The organism is Sphingomonas sp. IC-56, from assembly GCF_021043375.1.
In the GTDB taxonomy this organism is placed as follows: Bacteria; Pseudomonadota; Alphaproteobacteria; order Sphingomonadales; family Sphingomonadaceae; genus Sphingomonas.
Window position 1 is genome coordinate 166712 of the sequence record NZ_JAJNDV010000003.1, and the last position, 15493, is coordinate 182204.

A 15493-nucleotide genomic window follows, 5' to 3' on the forward strand; every position below is an offset into this window, starting at 1 on the left:
TTTGTTGGATCGCACCCCCGCCATGGGCTAGGCGCGGGCCATGTCGGCAAGGATCAGTTGTGACGTCGCGATCGTGGGCGGCGGCCTTGCGGGTGGGTTGATCGCGCTGGCGCTGCGGCGCCGGCGGCCCGACCTGGACGTGCGGGTGATCGAGGGATCGTCGCGCCTGGGGGGCAACCATCTGTGGTCGTTCTTCGCCAGCGACATCGATCCGGCGCACCGCTGGCTGGTGGCGCCGCTGATCGGGCATGGCTGGCCGCGCTATGACATCGCCTTCCCGGACCACGCCCGCACGCTGAAGGCGCGCTATTACTCGGTCGAATCGAGCCATTTCGACCGAGTGCTGCGCCAGGAAATGCCGCGAGCGGCGCTGCTGTTCGGCCGCGAAGTAGTGACGGTAACCCCCACCAGCGTGCAGCTGGCCGGCGGTGGGCTGGTCGAGGCGCGCGGCGTGATCGACTGCCGCGGCGCCGGCGACCTGTCGGCACTCGAACTGGGCTGGCAGAAGTTTCTCGGCCGCGAACTGGCACTCGCCGAGCCGCATGCGGTGACCAACCCCGTGGTGATGGACGCGACGGTGCCGCAGATCGACGGCTATCGCTTCCTCTACACCCTGCCTTTCACGCCCACCCGGCTGTTCGTCGAGGACACCTATTACAGCGACACGCCCGACATCGACGCAGCAGCGCTGGGCGAGCGGATCGATCTCCACGCCACCCGTCAGGGCTGGCACGTCGAACAGGTACTGCGCGAGGAAGCCGGCGCGCTGCCGGTGGTGATGGGCGGCGACTTCGACGCGTATTGGCGCAGCGGCGGCGAGGGCGTGGCGAAGGCAGGCGTGCGCGCCGGGCTGTTCCACCCGCTCACCAGCTACTCGATGCCCGACGCGGTGCGCACCGCCGCTCTGGTGGGTGAGGCCGCGTCGATCGAGGGCGCGGCGCTGCACGAACTGCTGCACGGCCATGCGCGGCGGACATGGCGTGCTCGCGGTTTCTATCGCATGCTCAGCCGGATGCTGTTCAAGGCCGCCGAACCCGAAGCGCGCTACAAGGTGCTTGAACGTTTCTATCGACTGGACGCGGAGCTCATCGCCCGGTTCTATGCCGGCCAGTCGAGCGCGTGGGACCGGGTACGGGTGCTGAGCGGAAAGCCACCGGTGCCGATCGGACGCGCGGTCCAAGCCTTGCGGGGAAAGATATGAAGCGGGTTGCAATCATCGGCGCTGGGTTCGGCGGCCTCGCACTTGCCATCCGGCTGCAGTCGGCGGGCGTGGACACGGTCGTGCTGGAGGCCCGCGACAAGCCGGGCGGCCGCGCTTACTATTGGGAGCGCGATGGGTTCACCTTTGATGGTGGGCCGACGGTGATCACCGCACCCGACGCGCTGGCCGAGCTGTGGCGCCTGTCCGGGCACGACATCTCGCAAGACGTGACCCTGCTGCCGATCTCGCCTTTCTACAGGCTTTCCTGGCCCGATGGGACGATGTTCGATTATTCGAACGACGATGCCCAATTGGGCGCCGAGATTGCGCGGCTGAACCCCGAAGATGTCGCGGGATACCGCAAGTTTCTGCGCTATTCGGAGGAAGTGTACCGCGAAGGCTATGTGAAGCTCGGCCATGTCGCGTTTCTCGACTTCAGCGCGATGATCAAGGCAGCGCCAGCGCTGATGAAGGCGCAGGCCTGGCGATCGGTTTATTCGATGGTGTCGAGCTTCGTGAAGAACGAGAAGCTGCGCGAGGCACTGTCGTTCCACACGCTGCTGGTCGGCGGCAATCCGATGGCGACCAGTGCGATCTATGCGCTGATCCACAAGCTGGAGCGCGACGGCGGGGTGTGGTTCGCCAAGGGCGGCACCAACCAGCTGGTGGCGGGCATGGTGCGCCATTTCGAGCGGCTGGGCGGCGTGCTGCGGCTGAACGACCCGGTGGCGGCGATCGACACGCTGGGCGATCGCGTGACGGGGGTACGCACCGAAAGCGGCTTTGAAATGGAAGTCGACGCGGTCGCAAGCAATGCCGAGGTGGTGCACAGCTATCGCCATCTGCTGAAGGACTCGCGCAGTGCCCAGCGCACCGCAGCGAAGCTGGAGCGCAAGCGCTTCTCCCCGTCGCTGTTCGTGGTCCACTTCGGCGTGCGTGGCGCATGCCCGGATGTGCAGCACCATTCGATCCTGTTCGGCCCGCGCTACAAGGGGCTGCTGGACGACATCTTCAAGCATGGCGTGCTGAGCGAGGACTTCTCGCTGTATCTGCACCACCCGACCGCCACCGATCCCAGCATGGCCCCGCCGGATCATTCGACTTTCTACGCGCTGGCGCCGGTGCCGCATCTGGGCAAGTTCCCGGCCAATTGGGACGAGATCGGCCCGATCCTAGAAGATCGTATCTTGGCCGAGGTCGAGCGGAGGATGATCCCGGGCCTTCGCGAGCGGATCGTCACCAAATTCTCGTACGCGCCGCCGGATTTCGCCAACGATCTGCGCTCGCATCTGGGCGCGGGCTTCAGCCTGGAGCCGATCCTCACCCAAAGCGCCTGGTTCCGCGTCCACAATCGCGACGAGGCGATCTCGAACCTGTTTTTCGTTGGCGCCGGCACCCATCCAGGCGCCGGCATTCCCGGTGTGGTCGGCAGCGCCAAGGCCACGGCGGCACTGATGTTGGAAGGAAATCGATGAAGCGCGTTGCCGTTTATTGCGGATCGGCCACCCCGAGCGACCCCATCTACATCGAATCCGCGCGCGCGGTGGGCCGCGGCCTGGCAGAGCGCGGCATCGGCGTTGTCTATGGCGGCGGCAAGCTGGGGCTGATGGGCGCTGTTGCGGACAGCGCGCTGGAGGCCGGCGGCGAAGTGATCGGAGTCATCCCGACTGCGCTGGTCAATGCCGAGGTGGCGCATCGCGGCTTGAGCGAGTTGCACGTCGTCGACACCATGCACGAGCGCAAGGCAGCTTTCACGGAGCTATCGGACGGGTTCCTGACCATCCCGGGCGGCACCGGCACGATGGACGAGCTGTGGGAAGCGATGAGCTGGGCGCAACTGGGCTATCATGCCAAGCCGGTCGCACTGCTGAACGTCGCCGGCTTCTATGATGGTCTGCTCGAGTTCGTGGCGAAGATGGGCAGCGTCGGCTTCCTGCGCCCGCAGCATCAGGGCATCTTGCTCGCCGACGACGATCTCGAACGGCTGCTCGACAAAATGCGCGGCTTCGAGCCGACCACGCCGATCATCCACATGAAGCGCGACGACCTGTGACCCCTGGCCGCGAGGCCATTGTCGCGACCGCGGGAGAGTCGATCGGCCGCGGATCCAAGAGCTTCGCAGCCGCCAGCCGCCTGTTCGACCGTGCGACCCGCGAGCGCGCCTGGCTGCTTTATGCCTGGTGCCGCGCGTGCGACGACCTGGCGGATGGGCAGGACCATGGGCATGGCATGGCGCTGGTCAGCGATGCGCCCGCGCGGCTGGAGGCGATCCGCGCCAGCACCCAGGCGGCGCTCGACGGCCAATGGGTCGGGGACGCGGCATTCGACGCGCTGCGCATCGTGGTTGCGGAGACCGGCATGCCGCACCGGTTCGTGTGGGACCTGGTGGACGGGTTCGCGCTGGACGCCGAGGACTGGCGCCCGCGCAGCGAAGCGGACCTGTATCAATACTGCTACCATGTCGCTGGTGCCGTCGGCTGCATGATGGCGGTGGTGATGGGGGTGGCACCCGACGACCAGGACGTGCTCGACCGCGCCTGTGATCTGGGCATGGCCTTTCAGCTGGCCAACATTGCCCGGGACATCGAAGAAGATGACCGGGTCGGTCGCTGCTACCTTCCCATAGAATGGCTGGTCGAGATGGACATTCCTCCCGGCGAGCACATGAAGCCACCCTTCCGCCCGCGCCTGACGGTGCTGGCACGCCGGCTTGCGGCTCAAGCGGAAGCGTTCGAGGCGAGCGCGCGGGGCGGCACCCCTGCCCTGTCCTTTCGCTCTGCCTGGGCCGTCCTCGCCGCAGCCGGCATCTATGGCGACATCGCGCGCAAGGTTGCGGCGCGGGGCGACCATGCCTGGGACCACCGCGTCACGACATCGGGAGTGGAGAAGCTGGGGTGGATCCTGCGCGCGTATCGGCAGTCGAGGGATCGGCAGCGGCTGTACGGCGACGTCGCCAGACCAGATGGCCTGTGGACGCGCCCGCGCTGAGGCTCAGCCGCCGCGCTGGGTGCGGCTGCGCTCGTTCTTGGCCCATTGCGGGCCATCGCGGCGGCAGGTTGCGCTGATCACCGGGAAAGAGAGATCCGCGTTGCGCTCAAGCGCAATCGGCATGGCTTCCTGACATGCAGCGACGGAGGTATAGCGTGCGGGTTCCACCCGCGCCTGCTGACAGAGCGCGGAATCATCGGCACAACCCATGATGGCTAGGACGTAGAAGACCTGGTCCATTTCGCTTTTCCTTCCGAGGGTTACAACGAAGCGAACACGCGGCCGTTCCAGCAAAACATTGCAGGCACGCGCTTGAACCACCAAGTTGAGGGTTAATGCCTCCCCTGAATCCCGTCTCCGCACCCGAGCGGCCCCTGCTCGGAACCATGAAGCGCTTCCTGCCCTATTTGTGGCCGCGAAACGCGCGCGAGCTGCGCGTCCGTATCGTCGTCGCGATGATCCTCGTGCTCATCTCCAAGGTGGTGCAGGTCTATGGCGCCCCATTTGCGTTGCAAGGCGCGATCGACGGCATGGCCAGCGGATCGCGCGACGGGCTGTGGCTCGTAGTGGCGCTGGTGGCCGGCTATGCCGCAGCGCGGCTCGGTACGGTTCTCTTCGATAATCTTCGCAACGCGGTGTTCGAAAAGGTCGGCCAGGACGCGTCACGCCGCCTCGCGTCCGACGTGTTCCGCCACCTCCACCGGTTGAGCCTGCGCTTCCATCTCGAACGGCGCACCGGCGCGGTTACCAAGGTGGTCGAACGGGGCACCAAGAGCATCGACACGATGCTCTACTTCCTGCTGTTCAACATCGCGCCGACCATCCTGGAACTGACGCTGGTGCTCGGCATCTTCGGCACGCGTTTCGGCAGCTGGCTAGTGATCGGCACGGTGGCCATGGTGGTGGTCTATATCGCCTTCACGCGCTGGGTGACCGATTGGCGTTCCAAGCTGCGCGAGCGGATGAACGATCTTGATACCGGTGCGGTCGCACACGCGGTGGACTCGCTGCTGAACTTCGAAACGGTGAAGTACTTCAACGCCGAGGCGCGCGAGGCTGAGCGCTACGACGCGGCCATGACGTCGTACATGAAGGCGGCGGTCACCTCGGAAAACTCGCTGGCATGGCTGAACATTGGCCAGGCGGTGATCACCAACCTGATGCTGGGCGCCGGCATGGCGTTGGTCGTGTTCGGGTGGAGTTCGGGTCAGTTCAGCGCGGGCGATGTGGTGCTGGTCTCCACCCTGCTCAGCCAGCTGTTCCGTCCGCTCGACATGCTAGGCTGGGTGTATCGAACGATCCGCCAGGGCGTGATCGACATGGGCAGCATGTTCGATCTGATCGACACGCCAGCCGAGGTCACCGACGCCGCTACTGCCGCACCGCTCCACGTGGAACGCGGGCGTGTCCGCTTCGAGAATGTCGAGTTCGGCTATGATCCCGAGCGGCAGATCCTGAAGGGCATCGACCTCGACATACCTGCCGGCGCAACGGTGGCGGTGGTGGGTCCTTCGGGTGCTGGCAAGTCGACGCTGGCTCGGCTGATGTACCGCTTTTACGATGTGACGGGCGGTCGGATCACCATCGACGGACAGGACATACGGGAAGTGACGCAGCAGTCGCTGCGCGCCGCGATCGGTATCGTCCCGCAGGACACGGTGCTGTTCAACGACACGATCGGCTACAACATCGCCTATGGCCGCGAGGACGCGATGCCCGAGGACATTGCCGACGCCGCGCGTGGTGCCGCGATTGCCGGATTCATCCAGGCGCTGCCGGACGGATTCGACACCCGCGTCGGCGAACGGGGGCTGAAGCTGTCGGGCGGCGAGAAGCAACGCGTGGCGATCGCCCGCACCCTGGTGAAGAACCCGCCGATCCTGATCCTGGACGAGGCGACCAGCGCACTGGACAGCCGTACCGAAGCGGACATCCAGGCGACGCTGGAAGCGATCGAGCGCGGGCGTACGACGATCGTCATCGCGCATCGGCTTTCCACCATTGTCCACGCCGACAGCATCGTCGTGCTGGAAAGCGGGCGAGTGGTCGAACAGGGCAGCCACGCCGAATTGCTGCGGCTGGGCGGCCTTTATGCGGAGATGTGGACGCGCCAGGCGCAGGAAAGCGACGAAGGCGAGGATCTGGCAGCCGAGTAACGGATCGGCCGTTGGCTGATCAGGCGCGGAGATCCTGCCACTGCGGATGCTGGGCGATGTAGCCGGCCACGAAGGTGCAAAGGGGACGCACCTTTTCACCGGCTTCCTGTACCTGCGTCAGGGCGCCCTCAATCAGGCGGCTGCCGACACCCTGCCCACGCAGGGCAGAGGGCACCACAGTATGGGTGAAGGTCACCACGCCGCTATCGCGTTCATACGCCGCGATGGCGGTGTGACCGTTCACTTCCAATTCGAAGCGCTGTTCGGCGGCATTGTCGATGACGTCGTTCATAGGGCACCTTTGCTCGCTGGCGCGTTCCTGTTGGAACGTACGTAAGGGCGGATGGTCGATGAACACAAGGAAGATGGCGGCGCCTCTGGGCGCGGGGGCGGCAGCTGCTGGGGCGCTGGTGGCCTGGTCTGCCTATGCTGCGCGCAAGGCGGAAGCGCTTGCGCCCGCTGATGGGCAGTTCATCGAATTGGCCGGCGCGCAGTTGCACTATGTGGACCTGGGGCCTCGGGACGCGCCTGTGCTGGTGATGGTGCATGGCTTGATGGGGCAGCTTCGCAACTTCTCTCACTCGCTGGCGGAACGGCTAACGGCCGACTACCGGGTGATCCTGGTCGACCGGCCCGGCTGGGGCCATTCGGCCGTTCGCGGGGCAAGGCCGGGCATCACCGAGCAGGCCGCCATTACCGCCGCGCTGATCGAGGCTTTGGGATTGGGCCGGCCACTGGTCGTCGGCCACTCGCTAGGCGGTGCGGTGGCGCTGGCCTTGGGGCTAGACCGGCCGGAGCTGGTCCGGGGACTGGCGCTGATCGCGCCGCTCAGCCAGCCGGTAAACCGTGCGCCCAAGCCGTTCCTGGGGCTGTTGGTCCCTGCCCCCTTGCGCTTTGCCGCCGCCTGGCTGTTGGCAGTTCCAGCAGGCGCAGTCAGCCGCGCCGCAACGGCGCGCGCCGTGTTCGCGCCCGATCCAGTGCCCGACGATTTCGCGACGCGGGGCGGCGGCGCCCTGGCGCTGCGCCCGAAGAGCTACATGGCCGGATCGTTCGAAATCCTGAATGTACGCGGTGAGATGCGCAAGCTGCGGGAGCGGTACAGCGAAATGCGGGTTCCTGTTGCGATCCTGTTCGGACGGGAGGACCGCGTGCTCGACCCGCAGTTGAACGGCGAACAAACGGCTGGCGAGATTCCGGGTGCCACGCTGACGCGGGTCGAGGGCGGGCACATGCTGCCGGTGACGCATCCTGATGTGACCGCGACGTGGCTGCGCGAGTTGATGCGCTAACGCGCGCATCGCCCATGTGGCAGGCGCCGTCAGCCGGACTCAGAAGGCTGTGTGGTCCAGCCCAGGCGCGGGATGGTGATCGAGCGCTTTCCCGCCAAGTCGATGCGCGTCACGAACAGCTCGCGACTCTCGATATATTGGAGCAGCCGGCGGACGCGGCCGAGCGAGCTGGTGCCATAGGTCGCGGCGATCTCCTGATCGCTCGGGCACGGCTCCCCCTCCCGTGCGGCGCGCGCCACGAGGAGGAAAGGCCCCAGCATGTCGTCGGGGAGCGCGCGCGCAGCTTCAAGCGCCTGCGACCAATCCTGGTCGGGATCGCCATGAATGCCGGCGCGGGCAGCCGACAGCCGGCGGGTAAAGGCAGAAAGATCGAGTGGCGGCCGGGCAAGGCCGACCATTCGGCAGCGAACCAGGAAATCCTGGTACAAGACCGAAGGCGAGCGGAACGATGACTCGCTGTCGGCGACGATGGCGCGCAGCACGTCGGTGACATGGCCCGCCGCTTCTTCCGGCTCCATCTCAGGGCCGGTGTCCGCGACCGAGGGCACTGAGCGGGCAAGCGCCTGGAGCAGCGTTTCCGAGCGTGCTGGCGCGGGAGCTATCGGTGTGGTTGGCTCGGGCGGGGTCCAGCTTGGCTCAGCGGGCGCGAGCAGCAGCTCCTTCATGTCCTCAGCTGGAGCCTGTGGTAGAGGCGTAAGCTTAGGGCTCGAGCTGCGCGCAGACGTCTCGACGGTGCCGATGCGGATCGCAACGGGGCGCCGCGCTACGGCGGGGCCGAGGGCGAGGAACGTGCCGCGCTGCAGGTCGCGGATCGCTTCGGCCTGGCGACGCTCCATGCCGAGCAGGTCGGCGGCGCGGGCCATGTCGATGTCGAGAAAGGTACGACCCATCAGGAAGTTCGACGCTTCGGCGGCGACATTCTTGGCCAGCTTGGCAAGACGCTGAGTGGCGATCACGCCGGCAAGCCCGCGCTTGCGGCCGCGGCACATCAGGTTGGTCATCGCCGAAAGGGAGGCGCGGCGCACATCCTCGGCGACTTCGCCGCCGCCGGCTGGCGCGAACAGCTGCGCCTCGTCGACCACCACCAGCGCAGGATACCAATGCTCGCGGGGAGCGTCGAACATGCCGTTCAAGAACGCGGCGGCGCACTTCATTTGGCCTTCGGCCTCCAGCCCTTCCAGGCTGAGCACGACCGAGACCCGATGTTCGCGGATGCGGGCGGCGATGCGAGCGACGTCACGTTCGCTGTGCTCCGACGCTTCGATGGAGAGGTGGCCGTAGCGATCGCTTAGCGTGACGAAGTCGCCTTCGGGGTCGATGATGACCTGCTGGACATGGCCGGCGCTCTTTTCCAGCAGGCGGCGCAGCAGGTGCGACTTGCCCGAACCCGAATTGCCCTGGACCAGAAGCCGCGTGGCGAGGAGTTCCTCCAGGTCCATGCCCACGGGCGCTCCGCCCGCGTCCATCCCCATATCCACGCTTACCGTCATTATCCGCTGCTTTGGCGGTCGCGCGGCCCAGCGGCAAGGGCGTAGCAGTGAAAAGCTGTGAGTGCTCGTTGCGGGTACGGAACCGCCGCCTCGACAGGGTCGCGCGGCGCGCCTAGTTCGTGGCCGATGGCCGATCCCCTTGAAATCCTGCGTTCTACTTTCGGCTTTCCGGGTTTTCGCGGGGTGCAGGACCAGGTGGTCGGGCGCGTGATGCGCGGCGCCAACACGCTGGCGGTGATGCCGACCGGCGCGGGCAAGTCGCTCTGCTACCAGGTGCCGTCGCTGGCGCTGGAGGGAACGTGCGTCGTGGTGTCGCCGCTGATCGCGCTGATGCACGACCAGCTGCGTGCCGCCGAAGCCGTGGGCATTCGCGCTGCGACGCTGACCAGCGTCGACGAAAACCGCGAGGAGACTATTCAGCGCTTTCGTGCAGGCGAACTTGACCTGCTCTATGTCGCGCCGGAACGCGCTTCGAGCGAGCATTTCCGCAACCTGCTGGGGCAAGCGCGGCTGTCACTGTTCGCGATCGACGAAGCGCATTGCGTTTCCGAGTGGGGGCATGACTTCCGTCCGGACTACCGGCTCCTGCGGCCCTTGCTCGACCGGTTCGAGGATGTGCCACGGCTGGCGCTGACCGCCACTGCCGATGCGCACACCCGCGCCGATATCGGCGAACAGCTCGGCATCCCGACCGAGGGGATGATCGTCGCCGGGTTCGACCGGCCGAACATCCGCTACACGATCCAGCCGCGTGAGAACACGACGCGTCAGGTGATGGACGTGATGGCCGACAATCCGGGACCGGGCATCGTCTATGTCCAGACACGCGCGGGGGTGGAGAAGCTGGCCGAGAAGCTCGCCGAAACCGGCCGATCGGTGCTTCCCTACCATGCCGGACTCGATCCCCAGATACGCCGGCGCAACCAGGCGGCGTTTGTCGCGTCGGAGGACATGGTGATCGTCGCCACGGTTGCCTTCGGCATGGGGATCGACAAGCCCGATGTGCGCTTCGTCGCCCATGCCGGGCTGCCCAAGTCGATCGAGGGCTATTATCAGGAGACCGGACGCGCCGGCCGCGATGGCGATCCGGCGGTGGCGCATCTGTTCTGGGGGGCGGACGACTTCGCCCGGGCGCGGCAGCGGATCGGTGAAGTGGAGCCTGGGCGGCAGCCGGGTGAACGCGCGCGGCTGACTGCGCTGGGGGCCTTGGTGGAAACGGCCGAGTGTCGGCGGCGCATTCTGCTGCGGCACTTTGGCGAGGAGAATACACCGGAGCAGTGCGGCAATTGCGACAACTGCCTGTCGCCGCCTGCTGCCGTGGATGCTGGCGTTGTCGCGCAGAAGTTCCTGTCCGCGGTGTTCCGGACCGGCATGATGTTCGGCACCGGCTATATCGAGAGCATCCTGCTGGGCCAGTCCAGTGAGCGGAGCCTGATGAACGGGCACGAGAAGCTGTCGGTGTTCGGGATCGTCAGCGGCGAGGAAGCCGCGCTGTTGAAGCCGGTTTCGCGCGCGCTGCTGCTGCGCGACGCATTGCGCACCAATGCCCATGGCGGGTTGGAGTTCGGGCCCGCCGCCAAGCCGATCCTGAAGGGCGAAACGGGGCTGAAGCTGGTGCTGCCGCCCAAGCGCGAGCGGCGCGGCAAGCGCGGTGCGGCCGGCGGGATCAACCCCACCGGCAATCCGCTGTTCGAAGCGTTGCGCGCGAAGCGGCGGGAGATCGCGCAGGAAACCGGCTTGCCGCCTTATGTGATCTTCCATGACTCGGTGCTGCGCGACATGGCTTTGAGCAAACCGGGAACGCTCGCCGAGCTGGGCCGGATCTCCGGCGTTGGCGCGCGCAAGCTCGAAGCCTATGGGTCGGAGTTTCTGCAAGTGATCCAGGAGGCGGCATGATCCGCAAGATCGACGACAAGATTTCGGTGGCGCCCCAGATTTCGCCGGAGCAGGTCCCTGCCCTCGCCGAAGCCGGGTTCAAGGCGATCATCAACAACCGTCCCGATGGCGAGGAGTTCGGGCAGCCGGATGGCGCTGCGCTCCGCGAGGCGGCGGAGGCTGCCGGGCTCAGCTATGCGGCCATTCCCGTGACGCATGCCGGGTTCTCGGCGGTGCAGGTCGAGGCGATGGTAGACGCGCTGGAGCAGGCGGAGGGGCCGGTGCTGGCCTATTGCCGGTCTGGCACGCGGTCTTGCAACTTGTGGGCGCTGGCCGAGGCGAGCCGGGGTGGCGATCCCGACGCGCTCACCGCGAAGGCTGCGGGGGCGGGATACGACATTGAGGGCATTCGGCCGTTGCTGGATGCGCTTTCGGGTCAGGCAACTATCTAGTCGACGCGGAAAACTTGCGGCCACTCCTGCTAAGCCGTTGATAAAAAAGGGCCGGTGGTTTTTACACCACCGGCCCAGTGCGTCCGCAGGAGGAACATCGGGTGAGGCGCCGCACCGCGGCGCCCCGAATTCGTCAATAATTGTAGGCGCGCTCGCCATGCTCGCCGAGATCGAGTCCCTCGGCTTCGACTTCAGGCTTCACGCGGCCTCCGGTCACTGCCTTGGCAATGGCGTAGGCGATGGCGGTGCCGATCGCGGCCCACACGATGGTGGTGCCGACCGCGCTGAGCTGGACCAGCAGCTTGGCACCCATATCGTAATCGGCAGCGCCCGGGCCGCCGAGCGAGGGCGCGTAGACCACCGCAGTGCCGATCGCGCCGACCATGCCGCCCACGCCGTGGATGCCGAAGGCGTCGAGCGAGTCGTCATAGCCAAGCTTGGGCTTCACCACGGTCACGAAGGCGAAGCAGACCAGCGAGGCGATGGCGCCGAGCACGATGGCGCCGAAGGGGCCGGAATTGCCGGCCGCCGGGGTCACCGCGACCAGTCCCGCGATGATGCCCGAGCAGAAGCCCAGGGCCGAACCCTTGTGGCCCGAGAAGCGCTCAGCGAGCATCCAGAACAGGCCGGCGGCGGCCGTCGCGACGAAGGTGTTGATCATCGCCAGCGCCGCCGAGCCATTGGCTTCAAGCGCCGAGCCGGCGTTGAAGCCGAACCACCCCACCCACAGAAGGCCGGTGCCGACCATGGTCAGCGTGAGGCTGTGCGGGGCCATCCGCTCCGTCGGATAGCCGATGCGCTTGCCCAGCAGCAGCGCCAGCACCAGCGCCGAGACGCCGGCGTTGATGTGCACCACGGTGCCGCCGGCGAAATCGAGTGCGCCAGCCTTGAAGAACAGGCCGCTCGCGGCCCAGACCATGTGCGCGATGGGGAAATAGACGATGGTCAGCCAGACCAGCGCGAACACCATTACGGCCGAGAATTTGATCCGCTCCACCACCGAGCCCAGGACGAGCGCGATGGTGATCGCGGCAAAGGTCATCTGGAACGAGATGAAGACATATTCGGGGATCTCGACCCCGGCGGTGAAGGTCGCCGCCTGTGAGGCCGACGTCACGCCCTTGAGGAACAGCTTGTCAAAGTTGGAGACGATGTTGCTGAGGCCCGAGGTGTAATCCGGGCCGAAAGCCATGGTGTAGCCCCACATCACCCAGACCAGCATGGCGAGCGCGGCGACGGCGCCGACCTGCGTCATCACCGACAGCATGTTCTTGGTGCGGGCCAGGCCGCCATAGAACAGCGCCAGGCCCGGCAGGATCATCATCAGGACGAGGATGGTGGACGTCATCATCCAGGCGGTGTCGCCCTTGTCCACGGTGGCGCTGGGCGCGGCGGCCGGCGCCTGGAGCGCGGCATCCTGTGCCCAGGCGGGCAGCGCGGCGAACAGGGCAAGCCCCGCCCCTGCCGCCAGTTTCGTCGAAAGCTTCATGGTGACCCCCTTCATCACAATGCCGTCTCGTTCATCTCGCCGGTGCGGATCCGCACCGCCTGCCCCAGATCGAGCACGAAGATCTTGCCATCGCCGATCGCGCCGGTGCTCGCCGCAGCCTGCACCGCCTCCACGGCGCGGTCCGCCAGATCGGACGCCACGGCGACCTCGATCTTGATCTTGGGCACCATGTTCGTGCTGTACTCAGCACCGCGATAAATCTCGGTCTGGCCCTTTTGCCGGCCGAAGCCCTTGACCTCGGTGACGGTCATGCCGGTGACGCCTACCCCCGTGAGCGCCTCCCGGACCTCGTCCAGCTTGAACGGTTTGATGATGGCGATGATGAGCTTCACTTCGCCCCCCTGTGCGATTGATCCCGGGGAACAGTGTTGCAAGGGGTGTGCCAGTTGCTGGCGGGAGGGGAGCTGGCGAGGAGCGGCGGGTTGAGAGTGTTACCGGTGCCTTAATTTTTGTGCAGGTGCGAAGCTGTGCTTAAAAAAGCGGCAGTTGGGGTCGCAGGGTTGGCTTGTGGAGGCGCGTGGCGCCTTCGAGGGCGGGATACCCCTCCACCATCCGCCTACGCCTCCGGCTTCGGCGCATGGTCCCCCTCCCCTCCCAGGGGAGGATCTATTCTCACTTCTCTGCGGTCTCTGCGCCTCTGCGCGAACAATCTTCGCGTCTTTGCGCCTTCGCGTGCAAAATGGCTTGGGGAGAGCCCCCTCCACCATCCGCCTACGCCTTCGGCTTCGGCGGACGGTCCCCCTCCCCGTGCCGGGGAGGTTCCAAAAAAAGGGCGCCTCCTTGGAGACGCCCTTCTTATTCTGGACTGAGATCGCTCTCAGAGCTTTTCGGTGAGCTCCGGCACGATCTTGAAGAGGTCGCCCACCAGGCCGATGTCGGCGACCTGGAAGATGGGCGCGTCTTCGTCCTTGTTGATGGCGATGATGGTCTTGGAGTCCTTCATGCCGGCAAGGTGCTGGATCGCGCCGGAGATGCCGACGGCGACATAGACTTCCGGGGCGACGATCTTGCCGGTCTGGCCGACCTGATAGTCGTTGGGGACGTAGCCCGCATCGACTGCGGCGCGGCTGGCACCGACCGCGGCGCCGAGCTTGTCGGCGAGCGGTTCGATAATCGAATGGAAGTTCTCCGAATTGCCGAGCGCGCGGCCGCCCGAGACGATCACCTTGGCGCTGGTCAGCTCGGGACGAGCATTCTCGGCGATCTCGGACCCGACGAAGCTCGACAGGCCCTTGTCGCCCTCACCCGAGACGGTCTCGACGGTGGCGGAACCGCCCTCGCCTGCCGCCTTCTCGAACGCCGTACCGCGCACGGTGATGACCAGCTTCTTGTCGCTGGTCTGGACCGTAGCGATGGCGTTGCCGGCGTAGATCGGACGGGTGAAGCTGTCCGGACCCTCGACCGAGAGGATGTCGGAGATCTGCATCACGTCGAGCAGCGCGGCGACGCGCGGCGCGACGTTCTTGCCGGTGGTGGTCGACGGGAACAGCACCGCGTCATAGCCCTGCATCAGCGTGACGATCAGCGGCGCGACGTTTTCGGCGAGCGCATGCTCATAGGCTGCTTCGTCGGCGAGCAGCACCTTGCCGGCGCCGGCGATCTTGGCCGCGGCATCGGCCACACCCTGCGCGCCGCTGCCGGCGACGAGCAGATCGACGTCACCCAGCTTGGATGCGGCAGTGACGGTGGCGAGCGTCGCGTCCTTGACGCTCTTGTTGTCGTGTTCGACCCAGACGAGCGTCTTCACTTGGCGACTCCCATACCCTTGAGGCGTTCCACAAGCTCGTCGACCGAGCCGACCTTTACGCCGGCCTGGCGCTTGCCGGGTTCGGCGACCTTGAGCGTCTTGATGCGCGGCGCGACGTCGATGCCGTAATCGGCGACGGTCTTCTTCGCGACCGGCTTGGACTTGGCCTTCATGATGTTGGGCAAGGTCGCGTAGCGCGGCTCGTTGAGGCGCAGATCGGTGGTGACGATCGCCGGGAGCTTGAGATCCACGGTCTCGAGACCGCCATCGACTTCGCGGGTGACCTTCACGCGCTCGCCATCAGCCTCGACCTTGGACGCGAACGTGCCCTGCGGCCAGTTGAGCAACGCGGCCAGCATCTGGCCGGTCTGGTTGCTGTCGTCGTCGATCGCCTGCTTGCCCAGGATCACCAGGCCGGGCGCTTCTTCCTCGACCACCTTGGCGAGCAGCTTGGCCACGCCCAGCGGCTCGACCTCTTCCTCGCTCTGGATCAGGATGGCGCGATCGGCGCCCATGGCGCGCGCGGTCAGCAGCACATCGGTTTCCGCCTTGGGAACGCCGACGGTGACCACGACGACTTCGGTCGCGGTGCCCTTTTCCTTCAAGCGGACCGCCTCTTCGATGGCGATCTCGTCGAACGGGTTGAGGCTCATTTTCAGATTGGCGAGGTCGATCCCCGACCCGTCCGCCTTCACGCGGGGCTTCACATTGTAATCAAGCACGCGCTTGACCGGTACCAAGACCTTCATCGCATCCTTCCTTTGCAAAACATTATGGAGCGCTGC

Annotated in this window: 15 protein-coding genes; 8 read left to right on the forward strand and 7 right to left on the reverse strand. The window is 66.2% G+C overall.

Annotated features, from left to right (window positions below):
• The first annotated feature begins 40 nt into the window (after window positions 1-40).
• From crtY to LQ953_RS05630, 4 genes are read left to right on the forward strand one after another with little or no spacing between them, the layout of a single operon-like run.
• Window positions 41-1201 (forward strand): lycopene beta-cyclase CrtY, encoded by a 1161-nt coding sequence (crtY, locus tag LQ953_RS05615; RefSeq protein WP_231029707.1) that lies wholly within the window; start codon window positions 41-43, stop codon window positions 1199-1201.
• Complete coding sequence (locus LQ953_RS05620; RefSeq protein WP_231029708.1) at window positions 1198-2676, forward strand: phytoene desaturase; 1479 nt, start codon at window positions 1198-1200, stop codon at window positions 2674-2676. The genes crtY and LQ953_RS05620 overlap by 4 nt, the downstream gene beginning before the upstream one ends.
• Complete coding sequence (locus LQ953_RS05625) at window positions 2673-3254, forward strand: TIGR00730 family Rossman fold protein (protein WP_231029709.1); 582 nt, start codon at window positions 2673-2675, stop codon at window positions 3252-3254. The genes LQ953_RS05620 and LQ953_RS05625 overlap by 4 nt, the downstream gene beginning before the upstream one ends.
• Window positions 3251-4189, forward strand: coding sequence for a phytoene/squalene synthase family protein (locus LQ953_RS05630; protein ID WP_231029711.1), 939 nt, complete (start codon window positions 3251-3253; stop codon window positions 4187-4189). The genes LQ953_RS05625 and LQ953_RS05630 overlap by 4 nt, the downstream gene beginning before the upstream one ends.
• 3 nt (window positions 4190-4192) lie before the next feature.
• On the opposite strand, the gene LQ953_RS05635 is transcribed toward LQ953_RS05630, so the two are convergent.
• Window positions 4193-4429 carry a hypothetical protein gene (locus LQ953_RS05635; protein WP_231029713.1) on the reverse strand — a complete coding sequence of 79 codons (237 nt, stop codon included), beginning with the start codon at window positions 4427-4429 and terminating at the stop codon, window positions 4193-4195.
• Window positions 4430-4524: 95 nt separating this feature from the next.
• On the opposite strand from LQ953_RS05635, the gene LQ953_RS05640 reads away from it, so the two are divergent.
• Window positions 4525-6345 carry an ABCB family ABC transporter ATP-binding protein/permease gene (locus LQ953_RS05640; RefSeq protein ID WP_231029715.1) on the forward strand — a complete coding sequence of 607 codons (1821 nt, stop codon included), beginning with the start codon at window positions 4525-4527 and terminating at the stop codon, window positions 6343-6345.
• A gap of 19 nt (window positions 6346-6364) precedes the next feature.
• Here LQ953_RS05640 and LQ953_RS05645 read toward each other — a convergent pair whose 3' ends face one another.
• Window positions 6365-6637, reverse strand: a complete 273-nt coding sequence (locus LQ953_RS05645; protein WP_231029717.1) for a GNAT family N-acetyltransferase — start codon at window positions 6635-6637, stop codon at window positions 6365-6367.
• Window positions 6638-6695: 58 nt separating this feature from the next.
• On the opposite strand from LQ953_RS05645, the gene LQ953_RS05650 reads away from it, so the two are divergent.
• Window positions 6696-7634: an alpha/beta fold hydrolase gene (locus LQ953_RS05650; protein WP_231029719.1), complete on the forward strand. Its 939-nt coding sequence runs from the start codon at window positions 6696-6698 to the stop codon at window positions 7632-7634.
• Between the two features lie 29 nt (window positions 7635-7663).
• Here LQ953_RS05650 and LQ953_RS05655 read toward each other — a convergent pair whose 3' ends face one another.
• A complete protein-coding gene (locus tag LQ953_RS05655; protein WP_231029721.1) occupies window positions 7664-9124 on the reverse strand; it encodes an ATP-binding protein in 1461 nt (486 codons plus the stop codon).
• Window positions 9125-9250: 126 nt separating this feature from the next.
• On the opposite strand from LQ953_RS05655, the gene recQ reads away from it, so the two are divergent.
• Window positions 9251-11020 (forward strand): DNA helicase RecQ, encoded by a 1770-nt coding sequence (gene recQ / locus LQ953_RS05660; RefSeq protein ID WP_231029723.1) that lies wholly within the window; start codon window positions 9251-9253, stop codon window positions 11018-11020.
• Window positions 11017-11451 (forward strand): TIGR01244 family sulfur transferase, encoded by a 435-nt coding sequence (locus tag LQ953_RS05665; protein WP_231029725.1) that lies wholly within the window; start codon window positions 11017-11019, stop codon window positions 11449-11451. The genes recQ and LQ953_RS05665 overlap by 4 nt, the downstream gene beginning before the upstream one ends.
• Window positions 11452-11584: 133 nt before the next feature.
• Here LQ953_RS05665 and LQ953_RS05670 read toward each other — a convergent pair whose 3' ends face one another.
• The 4 genes from LQ953_RS05670 to LQ953_RS05685 all read right to left on the reverse strand — a co-directional run bounded on the left by LQ953_RS05670 (window position 11585) and on the right by LQ953_RS05685 (window position 15457).
• On the reverse strand, window positions 11585-12940 hold the full coding sequence (locus tag LQ953_RS05670) for an ammonium transporter (RefSeq protein ID WP_231029726.1): 1356 nt from the start codon (window positions 12938-12940) through the stop codon (window positions 11585-11587).
• A 14-nt stretch (window positions 12941-12954) separates the two neighbouring features.
• Window positions 12955-13293 (reverse strand): P-II family nitrogen regulator, encoded by a 339-nt coding sequence (locus tag LQ953_RS05675; protein ID WP_231029728.1) that lies wholly within the window; start codon window positions 13291-13293, stop codon window positions 12955-12957.
• 485 nt (window positions 13294-13778) lie between these two features.
• Complete coding sequence (locus LQ953_RS05680; protein ID WP_231029730.1) at window positions 13779-14708, reverse strand: electron transfer flavoprotein subunit alpha/FixB family protein; 930 nt, start codon at window positions 14706-14708, stop codon at window positions 13779-13781.
• Window positions 14705-15457, reverse strand: a complete 753-nt coding sequence (locus LQ953_RS05685; RefSeq protein ID WP_231029732.1) for an electron transfer flavoprotein subunit beta/FixA family protein — start codon at window positions 15455-15457, stop codon at window positions 14705-14707. The genes LQ953_RS05680 and LQ953_RS05685 overlap by 4 nt, the downstream gene beginning before the upstream one ends.
• Window positions 15458-15493 lie beyond the last annotated feature (36 nt).